A 16,472-nucleotide genomic window follows, 5' to 3' on the forward strand; every position below is an offset into this window, starting at 1 on the left:
GTCCAGCGCATAGAAGTTGAGAAATTGAACATTGGCCGAAAAAGACGGCCCGGCCGACCATTCAGTCTCCCACTCACCCGTTCTGGAGACAACCGTGAAGATCGTCGAAATCCGCGAGAAGACCATCCCCATCAGCTCGCCCATTCGCAACGCCTACATCGACTTTAGCAAGATGACGCTGAGCCTTGTCGCAGTGATCACCGACGTGATCCGCGATGGCAAGCCGGTCGTCGGCTACGGCTTCAACTCCAACGGCCGCTACGGCCAGGGCAAGCTGATGCGCGAGCGGTTCATCCCGCGCATCATGGAAGCGAACCCGTCGTCCCTCGTCGACGACAGCGGCGACAACCTCGATCCGCACAAGATCTGGAACACCATGTTCACCAATGAGAAGCCTGGCGGCCATGGCGAGCGCTCGGTAGCCATCGGCACCATCGACATGGCGGTGTGGGACGCGGTGGCCAAGATCGAAGGCAAGCCGCTGTTTCAGTTGCTGGCCGACCGCTACGGGGATGGCAAGCCCAACCGCAAGATCTTCGTCTACGCGGCGGGCGGCTACTACTACCCGGGGCAAGACCATGGAAAGCTGAAGGACGAGATGCGCAGCTACATCGACCGCGGCTACACGGTAGTGAAGAAGAAGATCGGCGGAGCCTCTCTCGACGAAGACCTGCGCCGCATCGACTCGATCATGGAAGTGCTGCAGGACGGCCAGAAGCTCTGCGTCGACGCCAACGGCCGCTTCGACCTGGAAACCGCGATCGCCTATGCGAAGGCCCTGTCGCAGTACGACCTGTTCTGGTACGAGGAGCCGGGTGATCCGTTGGACTTCGAACTGCAAGCGGCCCTCCGCAATTTCTACAAGAATCCGATGGCCACGGGGGAAGATCTTTTCTCGATGCAGGATGCGCGCAACCTGATCCGCTACGGCGGCATGCGCCCGGACCGCGACTGGCTGCAGTTCGACTGCGCGCTCAGCTACGGCCTGGTCGAGTACCTGCGCACGCTGGAGATGTTGAAGGAACATGGCTGGTCGGCAAGCCGCTGCATCCCGCACGGCGGTCACCAGATGTCGCTGAACATTGCGGCCGGCCTTGGCCTTGGCGGTAATGAGTCGTATCCTGACCTGTTTCAGCCGTTCGGCGGGTTCCCGGATGGCGTGAAGGTCGAAAACAGCTTCGTGACCCTGCCTGACTTGCCGGGGATCGGCTTCGAGGGCAAGGCCGATCTGTACCGGGAAATGCAAGCGCTTTCAGCCTGAAGCAAACAACCCACCCAAGGAGACAACACCATGAAGAGCATTTGGCGCTACGCCGCCGGCATCGGCCTGTTCGCTTCGGCTGCGTTGGCCTCCGCAGAGTTCCCGGACAAACCCGTCACGCTGGTTGTCCCGTTCGCTGCCGGCGGCCCGAGCGACAAGATTGCCCGCGATCTGGCCGAGGCACTGCGCAAGCCGCTCGGCCAGACCGTGGTCGTCGAAAACGCGGCCGGTGCGGGCGGCACCATCGGTTCGGCCAAGGTGGCGCGCGCCACGCCCGACGGCTACACGCTACTGGTGCATCACATCGGCATGGCAACCGCGCCCGCGTTGTACCGCAAGCTTGCTTACAAGGTGCCCGATGATTTCGAGATGCTGGGTGTGATCAACGAAGCGCCTTCAGTGGTGATCGGCAAGCCCTCCCTGGAAGCCAACAGCTTCGCGGACTTGCGCAAGTGGATTGCCGCGAACGGCGGAAAGGTCAACCTGGCCCATGCAGGCTTGGGCTCTGCATCGCACCTCTGCGGCTTGATGTTCCAAAGCGCCTTGAAGACCACCATGACGGCCGTGCCCTACAAGGGAACCGCGCCAGCCATGACGGACCTCATCGGCGGGCAGGTCGATCTCATGTGCGAGCAGGCCACCAACGCTGTTCCGCAGATCGAGGGCAAGAAGGTCAAGGTCTACGGCGTAACCAGCCTCAAGCGCCTGCCGCTGCCATCGCTCAAGGACACCGCCACGCTGTCGGAGTCCGGCCTCAAGGACTTCGACGTGCAGGTCTGGCATGGCTTGTATGCGCCCAAGGGAACGCCGCCCGCGGTGCTGGACAAGCTGAACGCGGCCCTTCGCGTCGCCTTGAAGGACCCGGAACTCATCAAGCGTGAAGAGGCGCTGGGCCTCACCGTGGTGAATGACGACCGCCTGACCCCGGCCGGCCACAGGAAGTTCGTGGAAGCCGAGAAGGCCCGCTGGGCGAAGGTCATCAAGGACGCCGGCGAATACGCCGACTGAGTGCGAGGAGAGAAAGAGCATGAAGATCGGAATCATCGGCGCCGGCAATATCGGCGCGTGCCTCGCCCGCAAGCTCGCAGCCAGCGCCCATGACGTCAGGCTTGCCAACTCGAAGGGGCTGCAAACCATCCGGAACCTCGCCGCCGGAGGGAAAGCCAGCAGGTACGCCCGGTCGTCTCGCGATTCCCGTGCCTGGAGTTAAGGCAAGGGATCTGCGGCGTCGGTGCGCGCCATCTGTGGCGCATCGAAGCGCGCAGCAGCCTGAGGCGAGCCTGCCAGGTCCGCGCGGGCAAACTCGAAGCAGTCTGTTCCCGCAGGAAGCACCACGCCCGTTTGCGCGGAGCTGGTCCAGATATGCGAGCTGATCGAAACCGAGTTCGGCTCATCGAAAGCCCCACGAGAGATTGCTCGGTACTCGGGCCAACGCTCGAACGTGAGAGTGATCGTGGTGCCGCACCTGGGGCAGAAGTGCACATGCACCTGCCTTGAACTGCTTTCCGACCGATGCGAATACCGCGACATCGGCTCGCCCGAGAACTCGACCGCGTCCACCGCATACATCGACTCTGCGTACGACGTGGAGCCCGTCATTCGCTGGCAGAACCTGCAGTGGCATTGCAAGGTGCGCATCGGCTCGCCCAGGGCGACAAAGCGCACCGAGCCGCACAGGCATCCTCCATTGCGTTGAGCGCTCATGCCGATCTTCTCCTTCGTGTTCACGTTCGGGTCCTGCGATGGCCGCGAATCGCCGTCGGGGCAAATCCAAACCGTGCGCGGAACCTTACCGAAAATCGCGACGCCGAATCGTAGCCGACGCTCGATGCGATCCGGGTGACCGCATGGTCCGTCGATTGAAGCAAAGTCATCGCGAACGACATGCGCGCATCGGTCAACACCGACGCGAAGGTCGCTCCCTCCGCATTCAGTCTTCGCCTGAGCGTTGCTTCGCTCATGGCAAGCCGCGCGGCCACCGAGGCCATCGTCCACGGCTCTGAAAGCGAGCCCGCGAACAAGCTGCGCAGCCTTGCCACCATCGTTGTTGCGCCTTGCGGGGCCGCAAGCGCAATGTCGAACAAGGACAGCCACACCAGCACCTCCGCCATCCGGTGCCTTGCAATCTCGGCGGGAACTTGCGGAGCGTTGGAAGAGACCGCTTCGATGGCGCGGTCGACGGAATCGTGGAACTCCCGCCCGGCGCCCCGGAGCACGGCCGCCTGGCGCAGGGGCCGCGCTTCGCGGCAACCCTGCTCGAAAGCTTCGATGATCGACTTGTCCCAAAGGAGCCAGCGTGCTTCGAAAAGACCTTGCGCCGACAGTTGGTTGAACACGTCGAAGGTCTGGCCGCCGGCCAGCACAATGGCTTCGCCGCCTTGCAGGCTCCAGCGGCGCTGGCCGGACTGGAGCGTCTTCTTGCCGTGCCGCAGCAGTATGAGCGCCGGGCTGTCGAGCACCAGCTGGCTGATTCGGAGCGTGCTGTGCTGAACGACATTGGCCGTCGTGCCGATCTCCGGGCGCGAGACCAGGGACCTTGCCGAGACGTGCTTCGTCACGAGCAGCGGTGATGAGGCTAGGAACGCACCCGGTGAATGGCGCACAGCTTGTTGCCATCGGGGTCGCGCACGTAGGCGAGGTAATAGCGGCCCAACGCCTCGTCACGCAAACCCGGCGGATCTTCGATCGATACGCCGCCATGCACCACCGCCGTGTCATGAAACTCTTTCACCAGCTCGGGGCTCGCGCATTTGAACGCGATGGTGCCTCCGTTCGCGCACGTGGCAGGCTGGTTGTCGATGGGCTCGCTGATCCCCAGCGTACTTCCGTCGTGCCGGTAGAACAGGCGAACATGGCCCGTCGCCGCAACGTTGCGGACAGGCCCGTTCTCCGCGCCGATCACGCGAAGAACCGCATCGTAGAAGCGTTGAGAGCGCTCGATGTCGTTGCTGCCGATCATGATGTGATTGAACATTGGTATCTCCTTTTCTGCTTTTTGGACAATGACAAGGAAGTGAGTTTAGGCACGCATTCAGGGCGCGCAAAGCGCCGAGTCGCTCAAATTCGGTGCCGATCCGCTCACATCGTCGAGCGAACCTCGTCCTGATACCCTCCAGATCATTCCATCCGCACCGATTCCAGAATGCCCGATTTACCTCACAGTCCAGCCGCCGACCGCAACAAGCAGCCCATCCTCGAAGCATTGACACGCATCCTCGGCGAGCGCGGCGCCGCGTTGGAAATCGCATCCGGCACAGGCCAGCACGCTGCCTGGTTTGCAACGGCAATGCCCCGATGGATATGGCAGCCTACCGACGCGGATGCCCGCATGCTCCCCGCTCTTGAGGCGCGCGTCGAAAAAGCCGCACTGCCCAATCTCCGTCCGCCGCTCCTGCTCGACGTGATGGCGCCGCAATGGCTACCGCAAGGCGCTGCGTTCGGCCAAGGCGACGAAGAAACGAAGTTCGACGCGATCTACTGCGCCAACATGCTGCACATCGCACCCTGGGCCGCATGCGCGGGGCTGATGCAAGGGGCCGCGCGGCATCTGCTTCCCGGCGGGTCGTTGATCACTTACGGGCCTTACTTCGAAGAAGACGCCGCGCCCGCACCAAGCAACCTCGCCTTCGATGAAGACCTGCGTTCACGCAATCCTGCCTGGGGCATTCGCCGCCTGAAAGACGTGGCGGCCGAAGCGCGCGCAGCGGGCCTCGCGTTGCGTGAGCGCCATGCGATGCCTGCGAACAACCTGCTGTTGGTGTTCGGTCGCTGACTCCCTCGGGCGCACAATTCCGCCTGCACTACTCCGCTCACGGTAGAAACTTCCATGACTGATCTCTCCGCTCCGTCTCGCGTCGCTGTCGTCACCGGAGGTGCGCGCGGCATCGGCCTGGCCATCGGCCGCTGGTTCCTCGCGCATGGCTACAACGTCGCGCTGCTCGACATCGATGTCTCCACGCTCGATCAGGCGGTGGCCGATCTGGCTCAACCCGAGAGGGTGCTCGGCTTGCACTGCGACATCTCGAATCCGCCGCAGGTCGCCAGCGCCGCCAAGGCCGTGGTCGAGCGCTTCGGCCATGTCGATGCGCTGGTCAACAACGCGGGCGTGGCGGTGTTCAAGCCGGTACTGCAGACTTCGTTCGAAGAGTGGCGCATGGTGCTCGACACCAACCTCGACGGCGCTTTTCTGTGCACGCAGGCGTTCGGTGCGCTGATGGTGGCGCGCGGGCGCGGCGCGGTGGTCAACGTCGCTTCCATTTCCGGCCTGCGCGCGAGCACGCTGCGCGTGGCGTATGGCACCAGCAAGGCGGCGCTCATTCATCTGACCAAGCAGCATGCGGTCGAACTCGGCAATGCCGGCGTGCGCGTGAACGTGATCGCGCCGGGGCCGGTCGAGACCGAAATGGCCAAGCTCGTGCACACCGTGGCAATCCGCTCCGACTACTACGACACCATTCCGCTGGGCCGCTACGGCACGACGGAAGAGATGGCCAACACGGTGGGCTTTCTGTGCAGCGACGAGGCCAGCTTCATCAACGGCCAGGTGCTCGCGGTAGACGGCGGCTTCGATGCCGCCGGCGTGGGCTTGCCAACGTTGCGCAAGTCCGGCTGATCAGCTTTGGGTGACGTCGCCGTCAGCGGCACACCTCGTACCCGCCGGTTTCCAGATGAAGATGATCCCGGTGTGCCGCGTTGTAGTCGGGGCCGAGTACGCCGTTGAAGAACCGGCAGGCGCCGCGGTGCGCGTCGCGCAGCAGCAGGGCGGCCGGATCGCTGGTGCTTGCCGCGTCGGCGGAGCCGCCGCGAGGCCATGCCTGCAGCACCGTGATGCGGCGGCCGTTGGCAAGCGTCAGGCCGGCAACGTCGAGCGCATCGGCTGTCGCATGGCGGCTGCGCGACGCACCCGGCACGGCGCCTTCACCGCGGTTCACGTTGCGGCAGGCGTAGCTGCCCAGGTGGTCGATGGCCGCCACCGGTTGGCCGAAGCGCTGCATGGCCGCGGGTTGCAGTGCGTGCCTCTCCCACATGAAGAAGGACAGCGCCATGGGGCAACTCAGCGAAGGCGCCGTGCCCAGCCGCACGCCGGCGGAGCGCAGCCTCACCGCGTTCTTGAAGCCGCAGCCGGGGGCGGTGGTTCGGTCGGGCAGCAGGTCGTACTGCATGCCGGTTTGCGCCAGCGCGGCCAGGCAGCGCGCTGGCTCGGTGCGGGCGCGCGAAAGCTTGTAGCCGGTCAGCCAGTCGGGCGGCGCACTAACGTCGAGCGGCGCCCACGGATTGAAGCGCTCCGGAATGTTCAGCCTGCCCGTTGCGACGGCCCACGCGCCCAGCAAGAGTGCAGCGATCACGGCGCACACAAACGCCGTGCCGAGCCAGCGCTTGCGGCGCGAGGGCTCCGGTTTTTCTGGGCCATCAGAAGGATACAAGGCCATGGTTCACTGCCAGCTTCAGGGCCGTGCTTCGACGAGCGGATCGAGCATGGCGCGCAGCCGCCGTATCGCCACCTCGTGCCGCAGCGTCTGCGCTCCGCGCCCGTAGGTCATGGCCTTGCGGATGAGCCGCAGTTGCTCGCGCTGCAGTTGGGTTTTCAGGCGCCGCGCGCGCAGGCCGAAGGTCCAGCCCATTTCAATGCGAACCCTGTAGCGTGACAGCGGCGCGCCCAGGCGAACCCATTCGTCGTCGCGGATCAGATCGCGCTCGGGCACGAAGTAGGCTGCAAGGGCGTGCAGGTAAGCGCCGTTCTCACGGGCGGCCACGCGCCAGAAGAGACCGGCGGCAATCATCGCGGGGATGCCCTTGACGACAAGCAGCACCGCCATTTCGCCGTAGCCGCCGTCGAAAAGATCTTCGAGCCATGGCGAGTTCCAGATGAAATGCATGGCCCAGGCCAGCGCAAAGCACAGAAGGGCGCAGCCGATTCTTGCCGCCATGCGGCGTTCGGGGTGCAGCAGGAACCAGGCGACGCCGAAAGACGCGATCGTGGTGTAGGCCGCGTGGCTCCACAGCCCGCTCAGCAGCCCGCGCGTCAGCAGGTTCAGCAGCACGGGGTACACCTGGTTCTCGAGCGGAAAGTGCATGGAGGCGTTGACGGTGTAGGTGAGGTTTTCGACCACCTGGAAGCCCAGCCCCGTCATGGCCCCGACGATGAGCACCGAAAGGTAGGTCTGGAACTGGTTGCGCGCCACAAGAATCAGCAGCACCACGCCCGCCAGCTTCAAAAACTCTTCGGTGATCGGGCCCGCAATGGCCGGCCCCCAGACCGCCACGAAATCAGGCGACACCAGCTTGGCGCACAGGCTTTGAATGGCGATGTTCGCCGGTGCGGCAAAGTAGACCGCACCCAGGCCGCCCCACGCAAACGCGAGCACAAAAGCTTCCGGCGGATGCTGCTCGAGCAGGTCCAGCGTGCGAAACACCAGCAGAAAAACCAGCGTGTAGATGCCCCACACCAGGAGCCCCAGCAACGCAGTGATGGGAACGACCCGGAACCCCACCGAGAACATGTTGAAGGTGTAGAACAACCCGTTGACGATCAGCGCCGCCAGCAGCCAGAAGGCCGCGCGGCGCGGCTGGAAGAACGAGTCGGTGCCCACCGGCCATTCGGCGCGATCCTGTTGGTCGGCGAGTTCGAGGTTCACTGCGGAGCCTCCAGGTCCATCGACTCGAGCATGCTGCGCGCGTCGGCCATTGCCTCGTTCAAGCCGTCGCTCGCGCCGTAGACGTCGATCTGCACCAGCGAGCGGCGCTGCAGGTCGACCACCTGCCAGAACCGCCCCGCCAGCTTCGACCCGTAGTAGGCAAAGGTCTTGCCCTGCAGGCCCCACGGCGTGACAAAGCCGGACACGTCGCCGTCGATCTGCAGGCCCTGGCCGCGCTCCATCAACCTTTGCTGCCGCGTCATCGGCCCGTCGGGCCCGCCCGCCCACGGTCCGGTCGTCACCAAAAACTTGTGGCCGCCCTTGAACAGCATCAGGGACCTGCCCGCCCTGGAGCGGGACACGTCCATTTCCCACCCTTCGGCAGGAACGAACCGCGCATGCCCGACAGCGGCCGTTTCGCCCGCGGGCAGCGGCCGGCTGCCCGGCGTGCGGCTGTCCCACATTTTCAGCCCGCCGACATACCCCGCAATGGCAAGCAGAACGGCAAGCGCGCCTGGCCAGGTGCGGTATGGAATGCGGCGTGAGGGCTCGAGCATGCTTTTATCGTGCCACACGGCGGGCTGCTCTTGCATCGCCCCTGGCGCACGACGATCATCCGCTGGCGCTGGAAATGCCGGTGAGGAGGAGCCCCGCGCGCATCTCCGGCGGCAGCGCGTGCGGCCGTTTACTTGCCCGCAACGGCCTCGGGCATTGCCGACGAGTGATGATGGGCGATGAGCCACTGGCCGTTCACCAGCTCATACACGTAGGTGTAGCGCGCGTGCACCGATGTGCCGTCCTTGAACTTGAAGGTATAGGTCCCCACGTCTTGCGCCACGTTGCAACCGATGCGGATGATGCGCTTGTCGATCGTGCCCCGCGGGTTGTTCGACACGGTGGGCAGCAGCACGCCGTCGGGTGCGTAGTTGGCGGTGACCTTGTCCGGGTCCAGCGTGCGCAGCGAATCGTTCCAGCGGTCGAACAGCGCGCCGACCTGCGCTTGCGTCACAGGGGAGTGCGGCGAACGCCAGTGAAAGCCTTGATCTGAACATGCGCGGACTTTAGCAAGCCCGCGCGGCCATGCGATGGCATGCCGTGGGCCCTCAGCCGCGGCCCTGGATCATCTTCCACCCGTTTCCGGACGGATCGCGAAAGCCGGCGTCCACGGTGCCGTAACGCTCCACCGGCTCTTGCGTGAACTCCACCCCCAGGGCAAGCATCCGGGCATAGGCCGCGCGGCAGTCGGCCACCGTGAGAACCAGCGGGGGCATCGCACCCTTGGCCACGATGGCGCGCAGCGCCTGGCCCGTTGCCTCATCGTGCACCGGCGGGCCGGGCAGAAAAAGCCCAAGCTGGAACGACGGCTGCTCCGGGTGCTGCACCGTGAGCCAGCGATAGCCGCCGTTGCCCACGTCCGTGTGAACACGAAACCCCAGCTTGTCTACATAGAACGCAAGCGCTTCATCCTGATCGCGCACATACAAACCGACGACATCAATGCCCTGCTTCATGAACTCTCCTGTGTTTGTTCGGGCGTGTTTTTACCGTTTGCCGCCTGGCGCCGCTTCTCCGAAACTGCGGTCGTGAGTCCGGGCCGGCGCGCGGCGCTCACGATGCACTCGGGCACCGGGCCGAGCTCGCGCACCGCCTGCTTGCCTTGCGAGCGCACCGCGCTCGGGCTGTGGCCGGTAATGTCGCGAAAGGTGCGCCCGAAGGTGCCCAGGCTCGCCCAGCCGGTGTCGAAGGCGATGTCGGTGATGGGCCGGTCGGTTTCGCGCAGCAAGGCCATCGCGCGCTCGATGCGCCGGGTGAGCAGATAGCGGTGCGGCGGAATGCCGAAGGCCTGCTTGAACGATCGCGCGAAGTGGGCTTCGGACACGCCGCTTACCTCCGCGAGCCGGCCCACGGGCCATTCTTCGTGCGATGCGGCGTCCATACGGTCTTTTGCGCGCAGCAGGCGGCGCAGCAGACCGGGGTCTTGAAGGGCAGGGGCTTCGCTCACGCGCCCCCCTGAAGATGCAGATTCACGCTCAAGGCTCTCCCTGGTTTGTTTGGCGCGCAACGGCGCCACAGGTACCGGATAATGCCCTCCAAGGCCCATGCGCCAGCCAAAAAGACCTTCCAACCGAATCTTCCATAAATACCTCAGATGACCATCGAAACCCAGGACGACGTCGCAGCATTGAAACGGATCGGCAGAATCGTCTCGTTCGTGCTGCACCAGATGCTCGATGCCGCAGAACCTGGCATGACCACGCGTGAACTCGACTCGCTGGGCGAGCAGCTGCTGGAAGAACAGGGCGCGCGGTCCGCACCGAGGCTGACATACAAATTTCCTGGAGCGACGTGCATCAGCATCAATGAAGAGGCGGCGCACGGAATACCCGGGGACCGGATCATCAAGGCAGGGGATGTCCTGAACATCGATGTGTCGGCGGAGCTCAACGGCTACTTTGCCGATACCGGCGGAACCAGAGTGGTGCCGCCGACCAACCCGCAGAAGACCCGCCTCTGCCACGCAACGCGCACGGCCCTTGCCGAAGCAATGAAGAGCGCCAGGGCAGGGCAACCGATCAACGCCATTGGCGCGGCCATCGAGCGCACTGCAAAGGCCTACGGTTTCAAGGTCATCGAAAACCTCGGAAGCCACGGCGTCGGCCGTGCGCTGCATGAAGAGCCGGAACACATCGCCGGCTACTTCGACCCCTCGGACAAACGCATTCTGCAAGAAGGAATGGTCATCACCATTGAACCGTTTCTTTCGACCAAGAGCCGCATCGTGACGGAAGCGCCTGACGGCTGGACGCTCGCAGGCGCAAGCGAAAACTTGTCGGCGCAGTATGAACACACGATGATCATCACCAAGGGTGCTCCCATCGTCGTGACGCTGCACTGATTGCAAGCAAGGATTCGCCCTCCGTTTCTCGTATGACTTAGCCATCCACCAACGCTCGCCAGGAGAGACCATGCAGCTTCGCACCGCACGCATTTTTGTTCGAGACCTGCCAGGCGCGTCCCGCGTCTACGAAGAGCTGCTTGGCTTGCAGCTCAAGTCGCCGCGAAGCGAAGAGGGCTTTCGCGTGTTCGACGCAGGACCGATGAGCCTGGTCGTCGAGCGTGTCGATGCGGATGCCCCCGCGGAAGACCAGGCCCTTATCGGGCGCTTCACTGGTCTGTCGTTCGACGTTACGGACGTTCAGTCGAAGTACGACGAGCTCGCCTCGCTCGGCGTTGCATTTTCCGGTCTTCCGGAGCAGCAAGCATGGGGCGGCATTCTTGCGACGCTGCGCGACCCTTCCGGCAACGAGCTGCAGCTTGTGCAGCAGCCATTGCGGTAGCTTCTACTTTCTCGCGAATTTCAGGTGGGTCACGTTCGGCGCCGCGACCGTCTTCACCAGGGCAAGGGAATGCAGGGTGTCGACGCCGTCGAACAGGCGTTCCCCACCGCCGAGCAAGATCGACGCAAGGTGCAGCTGCATTTCATCGACGAGGCCGGCTTTCAGGTACTGCTGCGCGGCGTTGGCCCCGCCCGCCAGTGCCACGTCCTTTCCGCCTGCGCGCCGGGCCTGGTCCAGTGCACTTTCGATGCCGTCGGTCACGAAGGTGAAGCTCGTGCCGCCTTCCATCATCAAGGGTTCGCGCGCGTGGTGGGTCAGCACAAACACCGGGTGACGAAACGGCGGATTGCGGCCCCACCAGCCGTTCCAGGGATTGCTGTCGTCCCACGGCCCCGGGCCGCCGCCGAACATGTTGCGGCCCATGATGGTCGCACCGATGTTGACGAGTTCATCTTCCATCACCGCCGTGCTCTCGTTCACCACGCCGCCATCCAGGCCGTGCGGCCGGCGCCAGGCCTCGAGCTGGACCACCCATTCATGCAATTTCTCGCCGCCAACCCCGAGCGGCTCCTGCAAGCTTTGGTGCGGACCGGCGACAAACCCGTCCAGCGAAATCGAGATCCTGAAGCGAAGCTTTGACATGCCCTTGCCCCCTTGCTGTGCGTTGGAGCGGCGAGTCTAGGGGCTGTGCATTGACTCGGCAATGACAATAAAACCTCGTTTTCTGCCAAGGACTCGGGCCAAGGCCACCCACATGCGCGAATAGGCCGCGGCCGAAATGCGGGCGCGCGGAGCGTTCAGCAGATCGCGATCCAGCTTTGCGCTTTCAAGCACGCAGCTGATGTCCATGTTCCTGAGCGCCGCGGCGTGTATTGCCTCGTGCACGAGCTCGATGGAGACGGTGCCCTTCAACCCTGCTGATTTCATGCAGACTCTTTGCAAACAGATGCCATGGCGCCGTTCACTGTTCCGATCAGCCCGCCGCCTGCCTTCGCCGCCAGTCGCCCGGCGGCACGCCGAAGCGCCGCTTGAACGCTCGGCTGAAGGCTGCCTCCGACTCGTACTTCGCGTGGTCGGCAATGATCTTGATCGGCAGTTCGCTGCTCTTCAAGTGCTTGGCGGCCAGCTGCAGGCGCCAGTGCGCCAGGTATTGCATCGGCGGCTGGTCGAGAAAGTGATTGAACCGTTCGCTCAGCACGGTGCGCGACACGCCCACGCCGCGCGCCAGGCTTTCGAGGCTCCAGTCCTCCATCGGCGCCGCGTGCAGCAGCTTCAGGGCAGAGCCGACCACGGCGTCGTTGTACGCCGCGAACCAGCCCACCTCGTCAGCCGAGAGGCCCTGCATGTGCTTGCGCAGGATTTCCACGAACATCAGTTCGGTGAGGCGCGGCAGCATGCTGCGCCATCCGGGCTGGGGCTTGCTGGCCTCGGTCACGGTATGGCGGATGGTGGTGGCCAGCCAGTGGTCGGCCGGCGTGGTGTCCGGCGTGATGTGCAGCACGTCGGGCAGGTGCCGCAGCACGGGGTGGAACAGCAGTTCGTCGCAGCGTATGAATCCGCAGATGACGCTGGTGGCCCCGCCGGCCCCGCCATGCTCCACCAGCGGCATGCCGGCCCACGGAAGCTGCGGCAGCAGCTGGCCGATGTGCACCGGCGCCGTGGCGTCGCCGCCGCTCAGGCGGTGAACGCCCCCATACGGCAGCAGCACGGCATCGCCGCTGTTCAGCCGCATGGGTTCGCGCTCGGGCAGCTCGATCCGGCAACTGCCGGAGCCGATGATGTGAAAGGGAATCACGCGGCTCGAACCGAGCGCGAGCATCGCGGCCATCTGGTCCGAATCGACGCTCGTCACGCACCAGGGCTCACGGAACTCGGCGCGGAACAGCACCATGCCGGTGACATGCATGCTCTCGAGCAGGTCCGACAGCATGTCCCCCGACCGACCCGGCGATGTTTGGGTCAAGACTTCCGGCATTTTGGTCATGGCCTGCCTCCGGCATGAAGCGTACGCTGACTCCACTCATTCGATGGAGACCCCTATGAACACCGAGACACGCGATCTGGTCGTTGTAATCACGCATGGCATCGACCATGAATTGTCCTCCGTCGGACTGGTCATTGCCCTTGGCGGCATGACGTCGGGGCTGAAGGTTTCCATTTTTCTCACCAGCGCGGGTGTCGATCTCGTGCGGCGCGGCGCGTCCGACATGACGCACGTCAAGCCCTTGGACCCGCTGGCGGACATGCTGCGCGACTTTCTTTCGCGAGGCGGCACGCTCTGGGCCTGCACGCCCTGCGTGAAGAGCCGCGGCTACACGCAGGAGAACCTGCTGGAGGGCGTGGTCATCGCCGGCTCCAGCGTGATGCACGAGCTGATCAAGCGGGGGGCGGCGACGTTGAGCTTCTAGGCAAAGCGGCGCAGAGGGAGGCCGCCGGTGTCCGCGGTCAGTGGGCTGGGCGCGTTAGAGTCTGGCCACGTCCACAAGACCCGCCATTCCACATGCAAGACTTGCAAGACGCACCCGCACCTACGCCACGTTCCCGCATGCCTTTGCCGCTCCGGCTGCTTCGTCTGCTCCCCATTGGCGCCTGCCTCCTGGCGCTGGGCTGCGCAAGCCCTCGCCTGCCGCCTTCGACAGGCACCTACAGCACCTCACCCCTGACGGCCGAGCAATCGAACGGCGTGGCGATCCATGCGCTCGGCCTGGTCGGCACGCCGTACCGCTATGGTGGCAACACGCCCGAGGGCGGGTTCGATTGCAGCGGCCTCATCGGTTACGTGTACAAGAACAGTGCCGGCCAGGCCATGCCGCGCACGGTGGCCCGTTTGGCCGGGTTCGGCCGGCCGGTGCCGGCGTCCGACATCCGATCGGGCGACCTGGTGCTCTTTGGCGCGTCCACGCCTTCGCATGCCGGCATCTATGTGGGCGCGGGGCAGTTCGTGCATGCGCCGTCCACCGGCGGCGAGGTTCGGCTCGACCGGCTCGACGGGGTGTACTGGTCGCGCCAGCCGGTGCAGGTGCGCCGGCTCTGAATTCGGGCGGCCTCCGGGGTTTTCTCCGGGTTTTCCATTACGCAAAGCCACGCACGCGGGCCGCGCGGTGCGACGGATGCGGGCTCGGGGCTGACGCGGAACACTCCCGGGTTCAATTCCAGGAGACATTCCCATGCACAGCATCCGCCGCCACCTGGTGTGGCTCGCCGTGGCCGTGCTCGGCGCTTTTGCGCTGGGCACCGTCGCCCTCACGCGCGGCGAAAGCGTCAACGCCCTCTGGGTGGTGACCGCCGCGATCTGCACCTACCTGATCGCCTACCGCTACTACAGCCTGTTCATCGCCGAGAAGGTGCTGGTGCTGGACGGCAACCGCAAGACGCCGGCGCACCGCCACAACGACGGGCTCGACTACGTGCCCACCGACAAGAACGTGCTGTTCGGCCACCACTTCGCGGCCATTGCCGGTGCCGGCCCGCTGGTGGGCCCGGTACTCGCGGCGCAGATGGGCTACCTGCCCGGCCTCTTGTGGGTGCTGGCGGGCGTGGTGTTCGCGGGCGCGGTGCAAGACTTCATCATCCTGTTCATCTCCACGCGGCGCGACGGCCGCTCGCTCGGCGACCTGGTCAAGCAGGAGATGGGCGTGGTGCCCGGGATGATCGCGCTCTTCGGCACCTTCATGATCATGATCATCATCCTTGCGGTGCTGGCGCTGATCGTGGTGAAGGCACTGGCCGAATCGCCGTGGGGCACCTTCACGGTGGCGGCCACCGTTCCGGTGGCGCTCTTCATGGGCGTGTACCTGCGCTTCATTCGTCCGGGGCGCATCGGCGAGGTGTCGCTGATCGGCTTCGTGCTGCTGATGCTCGCCATCTTCGGCGGCCAGGCCGTGAGCCAGAACCCCGAGTGGGCGCCGCTCTTCACCTTCGACGGCAAGGCGCTCACCTGGATGCTCGTGGGCTACGGCTTCATTGCCGCGAGCTTGCCGGTGTGGCTGCTGCTGGCGCCGCGCGACTACCTTTCGACCTTCCTGAAGATCGGCACGATCATCGCGTTGGCCATCGGCATCGTGTTTGTCATGCCCACGCTGCAGATGCCGGCCGTCACGCAGTTTGCGCAAGGCAACGGCCCGGTGTGGTCGGGCAGCCTGTTCCCGTTCCTGTTCATCACCATCGCCTGCGGCGCGGTGTCGGGCTTTCATGCGCTGATCTCTTCGGGCACCACGCCCAAGATGCTCGACAACGAGCGCCACGCGCGCTTCATCGGCTACGGCGGCATGCTGGCCGAATCGTTCGTTGCGGTCATGGCGCTGGTGGCGGCGTCGTGCATCGAGCCGGGCATCTACTTTGCAATGAACAGCCCGGCCGCGCTGGTGGGCAGCACCGCGCAACAGGCGGCGCAAGCCATCTCGAACTGGGGCTTCGTGGTCACGCCCGAGATGCTGGTGCAAACGGCCAAGGACGTGGGCGAAACCACCATCCTCGGCCGTGCGGGCGGCGCGCCGACACTGGCCGTGGGCATGGCCCACATCCTTCACCAGGTGATCGGCGGGCAGGCCATGATGGCCTTCTGGTACCACTTCGCGATTCTGTTCGAGGCGCTGTTCATCCTCACGGCCGTGGACGCCGGCACTCGCGCAGGCCGCTTCATGCTGCAAGACCTGCTGGGCAGCTTCGTGCCCGCACTCAAGCGCACCGATTCGCTGCCCGCCAACCTGTTTGCCACGGCGCTGTGCGTGGCCGCGTGGGGCTACTTTCTCTACCAGGGTGTGGTCGATCCGCTGGGCGGCATCAACACGCTGTGGCCGCTCTTCGGCATCTCCAACCAGATGCTGGCCGCGGTGGCGCTGCTGCTCGGCGTGGTGGTGCTGTTCCGCATGAAGCGCGAGCGCTATGCGTGGGTGGCCATTGCGCCGGCCGCATGGCTGCTGGCTTGCACGCTCACGGCCGGCTGGCAGAAGATCTTCTCGCCCGACCCGAAGATCGGCTTTCTCTCGCACGCGGCCAAGTACACCGAAGGCCTTGCCAACGGCGTGCTGGTGGCGCCTGCGAAGACCACCGAAGCCATGTCGCGCATCGTCTTCAACGACCGGCTCGACGCGGCGCTGTGCGCACTTTTCATGTTCGTGGTGCTGAGCGTGCTGGTGTACAGCGTGAAGGCATGCCTTGCGGCGCGCGCGGCCAACCGGCCGACCGCGCAAGAAACGCCGTTCGAACCGATGGCCGCATCGGCCGCGCGCTGAGCAC

21 protein-coding genes and 1 pseudogene are annotated in these 16,472 nt (G+C 65.0%); 10 read left to right on the plus strand and 12 right to left on the minus strand.

What is annotated here, in order from left to right:
- The first annotated feature begins 94 nt into the window (after positions 1–94).
- Genes EJI00_RS13760 through EJI00_RS13770 form a run of 3 tightly spaced genes read left to right on the plus strand, consistent with a single transcriptional unit; the run spans position 95 to position 2,471 of the window.
- On the plus strand, positions 95–1,261 hold the full coding sequence (locus tag EJI00_RS13760; RefSeq protein ID WP_126748073.1) for a mandelate racemase/muconate lactonizing enzyme family protein: 1,167 nt from the start codon (positions 95–97) through the stop codon (positions 1,259–1,261).
- A 30-nt stretch (positions 1,262–1,291) separates the two neighbouring features.
- Complete coding sequence (locus EJI00_RS13765; protein ID WP_126748074.1) at positions 1,292–2,269, plus strand: tripartite tricarboxylate transporter substrate-binding protein; 978 nt, start codon at positions 1,292–1,294, stop codon at positions 2,267–2,269.
- 19 nt (positions 2,270–2,288) lie between these two features.
- Entirely contained in the window at positions 2,289–2,471 is a 183-nt protein-coding gene (locus tag EJI00_RS13770; protein WP_221885040.1) for an NAD(P)-binding domain-containing protein, read from the plus strand.
- Here EJI00_RS13770 and EJI00_RS13775 read toward each other — a convergent pair.
- Genes EJI00_RS13775 through EJI00_RS13790 form a run of 3 tightly spaced genes read right to left on the minus strand, consistent with a single transcriptional unit; the run spans position 2,468 to position 4,235 of the window.
- Positions 2,468–2,965 (minus strand): GFA family protein, encoded by a 498-nt coding sequence (locus EJI00_RS13775; protein WP_126748075.1) that lies wholly within the window; start codon positions 2,963–2,965, stop codon positions 2,468–2,470. The two genes, EJI00_RS13770 and EJI00_RS13775, sit on opposite strands and share 4 nt — an antisense overlap.
- A 20-nt stretch (positions 2,966–2,985) precedes the next feature.
- A complete protein-coding gene (locus EJI00_RS25090) occupies positions 2,986–3,864 on the minus strand; it encodes a helix-turn-helix transcriptional regulator (RefSeq protein ID WP_185868132.1) in 879 nt (292 codons plus the stop codon).
- Positions 3,837–4,235 carry a VOC family protein gene (locus tag EJI00_RS13790; RefSeq protein WP_126748078.1) on the minus strand — a complete coding sequence of 133 codons (399 nt, stop codon included), beginning with the start codon at positions 4,233–4,235 and terminating at the stop codon, positions 3,837–3,839. The genes EJI00_RS25090 and EJI00_RS13790 overlap by 28 nt, the downstream gene beginning before the upstream one ends.
- A 168-nt stretch (positions 4,236–4,403) precedes the next feature.
- Between EJI00_RS13790 and EJI00_RS13795 the strand changes: the two genes are divergently transcribed.
- Positions 4,404–5,033 (plus strand): DUF938 domain-containing protein, encoded by a 630-nt coding sequence (locus EJI00_RS13795; RefSeq protein WP_126748079.1) that lies wholly within the window; start codon positions 4,404–4,406, stop codon positions 5,031–5,033.
- Between the two features lie 54 nt (positions 5,034–5,087).
- Positions 5,088–5,873, plus strand: a complete 786-nt coding sequence (locus EJI00_RS13800) for an SDR family NAD(P)-dependent oxidoreductase (protein WP_126748080.1) — start codon at positions 5,088–5,090, stop codon at positions 5,871–5,873.
- 22 nt (positions 5,874–5,895) lie between these two features.
- Here the strand turns inward: EJI00_RS13800 and EJI00_RS13805 are convergent, their stop codons facing one another.
- From EJI00_RS13805 to EJI00_RS13830, 6 genes and pseudogenes are all read right to left on the minus strand, one after another.
- The gene (locus EJI00_RS13805; RefSeq protein ID WP_126748081.1) at positions 5,896–6,690 is read right to left on the minus strand and encodes an extensin family protein; all 795 of its coding nucleotides are present in this window, start codon (positions 6,688–6,690) and stop codon (positions 5,896–5,898) included.
- 15 nt (positions 6,691–6,705) lie between these two features.
- The gene (locus EJI00_RS13810; protein WP_126748082.1) at positions 6,706–7,896 is read right to left on the minus strand and encodes a PrsW family intramembrane metalloprotease; all 1,191 of its coding nucleotides are present in this window, start codon (positions 7,894–7,896) and stop codon (positions 6,706–6,708) included.
- Entirely contained in the window at positions 7,893–8,453 is a 561-nt protein-coding gene (locus EJI00_RS13815) for a hypothetical protein (protein WP_126748083.1), read from the minus strand. The genes EJI00_RS13810 and EJI00_RS13815 overlap by 4 nt, the downstream gene beginning before the upstream one ends.
- A gap of 128 nt (positions 8,454–8,581) precedes the next feature.
- Positions 8,582–8,911, minus strand: a pseudogene (locus EJI00_RS13820) (nuclear transport factor 2 family protein); the annotation flags it as partial.
- An 88-nt stretch (positions 8,912–8,999) separates the two neighbouring features.
- Positions 9,000–9,407 (minus strand): VOC family protein, encoded by a 408-nt coding sequence (locus tag EJI00_RS13825; protein WP_126748085.1) that lies wholly within the window; start codon positions 9,405–9,407, stop codon positions 9,000–9,002.
- Positions 9,404–9,898 carry a helix-turn-helix transcriptional regulator gene (locus EJI00_RS13830; protein WP_126748086.1) on the minus strand — a complete coding sequence of 165 codons (495 nt, stop codon included), beginning with the start codon at positions 9,896–9,898 and terminating at the stop codon, positions 9,404–9,406. The genes EJI00_RS13825 and EJI00_RS13830 overlap by 4 nt, the downstream gene beginning before the upstream one ends.
- 147 nt (positions 9,899–10,045) lie before the next feature.
- Here EJI00_RS13830 and map point away from each other — a divergent pair, with 147 nt between their 5' ends.
- Both map and EJI00_RS13840 read left to right on the plus strand, forming a co-directional pair.
- Positions 10,046–10,792 (plus strand): type I methionyl aminopeptidase, encoded by a 747-nt coding sequence (gene map / locus EJI00_RS13835; protein ID WP_126748087.1) that lies wholly within the window; start codon positions 10,046–10,048, stop codon positions 10,790–10,792.
- A gap of 70 nt (positions 10,793–10,862) precedes the next feature.
- Complete coding sequence (locus EJI00_RS13840; RefSeq protein WP_126748088.1) at positions 10,863–11,234, plus strand: VOC family protein; 372 nt, start codon at positions 10,863–10,865, stop codon at positions 11,232–11,234.
- A 3-nt stretch (positions 11,235–11,237) separates the two neighbouring features.
- Here EJI00_RS13840 and EJI00_RS13845 read toward each other — a convergent pair whose 3' ends face one another.
- The 3 genes from EJI00_RS13845 to EJI00_RS13855 are packed head-to-tail and all read right to left on the minus strand — an operon-like array spanning position 11,238 to position 13,218.
- Complete coding sequence (locus EJI00_RS13845) at positions 11,238–11,876, minus strand: dihydrofolate reductase family protein (protein WP_126748089.1); 639 nt, start codon at positions 11,874–11,876, stop codon at positions 11,238–11,240.
- A gap of 36 nt (positions 11,877–11,912) precedes the next feature.
- Positions 11,913–12,161 (minus strand): AraC family transcriptional regulator, encoded by a 249-nt coding sequence (locus EJI00_RS13850; RefSeq protein WP_260590721.1) that lies wholly within the window; start codon positions 12,159–12,161, stop codon positions 11,913–11,915.
- Between the two features lie 46 nt (positions 12,162–12,207).
- Positions 12,208–13,218, minus strand: coding sequence for an AraC family transcriptional regulator (locus EJI00_RS13855; protein WP_126748090.1), 1,011 nt, complete (start codon positions 13,216–13,218; stop codon positions 12,208–12,210).
- A gap of 55 nt (positions 13,219–13,273) precedes the next feature.
- Here EJI00_RS13855 and EJI00_RS13860 point away from each other — a divergent pair, with 55 nt between their 5' ends.
- The 3 genes from EJI00_RS13860 (at position 13,274) to EJI00_RS13870 (ending at position 16,468) form a co-directional block, all read left to right on the plus strand.
- Positions 13,274–13,642 (plus strand): DsrE family protein, encoded by a 369-nt coding sequence (locus EJI00_RS13860; protein WP_126748091.1) that lies wholly within the window; start codon positions 13,274–13,276, stop codon positions 13,640–13,642.
- 137 nt (positions 13,643–13,779) lie between these two features.
- Positions 13,780–14,268 carry a C40 family peptidase gene (locus tag EJI00_RS13865; protein WP_260590722.1) on the plus strand — a complete coding sequence of 163 codons (489 nt, stop codon included), beginning with the start codon at positions 13,780–13,782 and terminating at the stop codon, positions 14,266–14,268.
- A gap of 133 nt (positions 14,269–14,401) precedes the next feature.
- Entirely contained in the window at positions 14,402–16,468 is a 2,067-nt protein-coding gene (locus EJI00_RS13870; RefSeq protein WP_126748092.1) for a carbon starvation CstA family protein, read from the plus strand.
- The last annotated feature ends 4 nt before the right edge of the window (positions 16,469–16,472 follow it).

It is taken from the genome of Variovorax sp. DXTD-1, from assembly GCF_003984625.1.
Lineage (GTDB): Bacteria > Pseudomonadota > Gammaproteobacteria > Burkholderiales > Burkholderiaceae_C > Variovorax.

Coding starts and splice junctions, on each gene's coding strand:
- EJI00_RS13870 (WP_126748092.1), top strand. CDS start 14,402: ATGCACAGCATCCGCCGCCACCTGGTGTGGCTCGCCGTGGCCGTGCTC.
- EJI00_RS13800 (WP_126748080.1), top strand. CDS start 5,088: ATGACTGATCTCTCCGCTCCGTCTCGCGTCGCTGTCGTCACCGGAGGT.
- EJI00_RS13850 (WP_260590721.1), bottom strand. CDS start 12,161: ATGAAATCAGCAGGGTTGAAGGGCACCGTCTCCATCGAGCTCGTGCAC.
- map (WP_126748087.1), top strand. CDS start 10,046: ATGACCATCGAAACCCAGGACGACGTCGCAGCATTGAAACGGATCGGC.
- EJI00_RS13795 (WP_126748079.1), top strand. CDS start 4,404: ATGCCCGATTTACCTCACAGTCCAGCCGCCGACCGCAACAAGCAGCCC.
- EJI00_RS13790 (WP_126748078.1), bottom strand. CDS start 4,235: ATGTTCAATCACATCATGATCGGCAGCAACGACATCGAGCGCTCTCAA.
- EJI00_RS13865 (WP_260590722.1), top strand. CDS start 13,780: ATGCCTTTGCCGCTCCGGCTGCTTCGTCTGCTCCCCATTGGCGCCTGC.
- EJI00_RS13860 (WP_126748091.1), top strand. CDS start 13,274: ATGAACACCGAGACACGCGATCTGGTCGTTGTAATCACGCATGGCATC.
- EJI00_RS13765 (WP_126748074.1), top strand. CDS start 1,292: ATGAAGAGCATTTGGCGCTACGCCGCCGGCATCGGCCTGTTCGCTTCG.
- EJI00_RS13840 (WP_126748088.1), top strand. CDS start 10,863: ATGCAGCTTCGCACCGCACGCATTTTTGTTCGAGACCTGCCAGGCGCG.
- EJI00_RS13815 (WP_126748083.1), bottom strand. CDS start 8,453: ATGCTCGAGCCCTCACGCCGCATTCCATACCGCACCTGGCCAGGCGCG.
- EJI00_RS13845 (WP_126748089.1), bottom strand. CDS start 11,876: ATGTCAAAGCTTCGCTTCAGGATCTCGATTTCGCTGGACGGGTTTGTC.
- EJI00_RS13775 (WP_126748075.1), bottom strand. CDS start 2,965: ATGAGCGCTCAACGCAATGGAGGATGCCTGTGCGGCTCGGTGCGCTTT.
- EJI00_RS13855 (WP_126748090.1), bottom strand. CDS start 13,218: ATGACCAAAATGCCGGAAGTCTTGACCCAAACATCGCCGGGTCGGTCG.
- EJI00_RS13770 (WP_221885040.1), top strand. CDS start 2,289: ATGAAGATCGGAATCATCGGCGCCGGCAATATCGGCGCGTGCCTCGCC.
- EJI00_RS13825 (WP_126748085.1), bottom strand. CDS start 9,407: ATGAAGCAGGGCATTGATGTCGTCGGTTTGTATGTGCGCGATCAGGAT.
- EJI00_RS13805 (WP_126748081.1), bottom strand. CDS start 6,690: ATGGCCTTGTATCCTTCTGATGGCCCAGAAAAACCGGAGCCCTCGCGC.